The sequence below is a fragment of the Streptomyces recifensis genome (genome assembly GCF_002154615.1).
In the GTDB taxonomy this organism is placed as follows: domain Bacteria; phylum Actinomycetota; class Actinomycetes; order Streptomycetales; family Streptomycetaceae; genus Streptomyces; species Streptomyces griseoluteus.
On sequence record NZ_MUNH01000214.1, the window covers coordinates 1 to 1,398 of the forward strand.

Consider the following 1,398-nt stretch of genomic DNA (forward strand, 5'->3'; position numbering starts at 1 on the left):
TCGGCACGGCCAGGCGGGGGCGGGCTACCTCCCCCGCCTGGCCGTGCCGAACAGCGAACGGGTGATCTCCCGGCCGAGCTGCGTGCCCACCGAGCGCGCCAGCGACCGGAACATCCCGCTGCCGACGACCTGTTCCACCAGCGAGGGTTCCTCGGCCGGCGCCTTCTTCCGCTTGGTTCCGGGCGGCTCGGCGGGAGGCCGGGCCTGGGCCTGGGCCGCCGTCAGTTTCTCGTACGCCGACTCGCGGTCCACAGCCTGTGCATAACGTCCGTGGAGCGGCGATTCCCGCACCGCCCGGTCCAGCTCGGCCGCGTCCAGCGGGCCCATCAGGGACTCCGGGGCGCGCAGCCGGGTGGCGGCGACCGGGGTGGGGGCGCCGTTCTCGCTGAGCACCGTGATCACGGCCTCGCCGGTGCCGAGCCCGGTGAGCAGTTCCTCCAGGTCGTACGGGGAGTCGGGGAAGGTCTTCACGGTCGCCTTCAGCGCCTTCTGGTCGTCCGGGGTGAAGGCGCGCAGGGCGTGCTGGACGCGGTTGCCGAGCTGGCCGAGCACGTCGGAGGGGACGTCCTTCGGGGTCTGGGTCACGAAGAAGACGCCGACGCCCTTGGACCGGATCAGCCGCACGGTCTGCGTGACGGCGTCCAGGAACGCGGCCGAGGCGCCGTGGAAGAGCAGATGCGCCTCGTCGAAGAAGAACACCAGCTTCGGCTTGTCGGTGTCCCCCACCTCGGGCAGATCGTGGAAGAGGTCGGCCAGCAGCCACATCAGGAACGTGGAGAACAACTGCGGCTTTTCCTGCACCGCGGGCAGCTCCAGTACGGAGACCAGGCCCCGCCCGTCCGGCGCGAGGCGCAGCAGGTCGGCGGTGTCGAACTCGGGCTCGCCGAAGAAGTCCGCCATGCCCTGCGCCTCGAAGGCGGTCAGCGAACGCAGGATCACCCCGGCCGTGGCGGTGGACAGGCCGCCGATGTCCTTCAGTTCGGGCTTGCCCTCGTCGGAGGTGAGGAAGGCGACGACCGCGCGGAGGTCCTTGAGGTCGATCAGCTCCAGGCCCTTGGTGTCGGCGTAGTGGAAGATCAGGCCGAGGGACTGCTCCTGAGTACGGTTCAGGCCCAGCACCTTGGAGAGCAGCACGGGCCCGAAGCTGGTGACGGTGGCCCGCACCGGGATGCCGTGACCGATCCCGCCGAGCGCCAGGAACTCCACCGGGAAGCCCTCGGCCGACCAGCTCTGACCGGTCTGAGCCGCGCGTGTGCTCACCCGGTCCCCGCCCTGGCCGGGCCGGGCGATGCCGGAGAGGTCGCCCTTGACGTCCGCGAGGAACACCGGGACGCCCTGGGCGGAGAGTTGCTCGGCGACGAGCTGGAGCGTCTTGGTCTTGCCGGTGCCGGTGGCGCC

General features: G+C 71.2%; 1 protein-coding gene. It reads right to left on the minus strand.

The window, feature by feature from the left end:
* Positions 1-24 precede the first annotated feature (24 nt).
* On the minus strand, positions 25-1,398 hold a 1,374-nt coding region (locus CCN33_RS12850; protein ID WP_086693763.1), incomplete at its 5' end, for a helicase HerA-like domain-containing protein.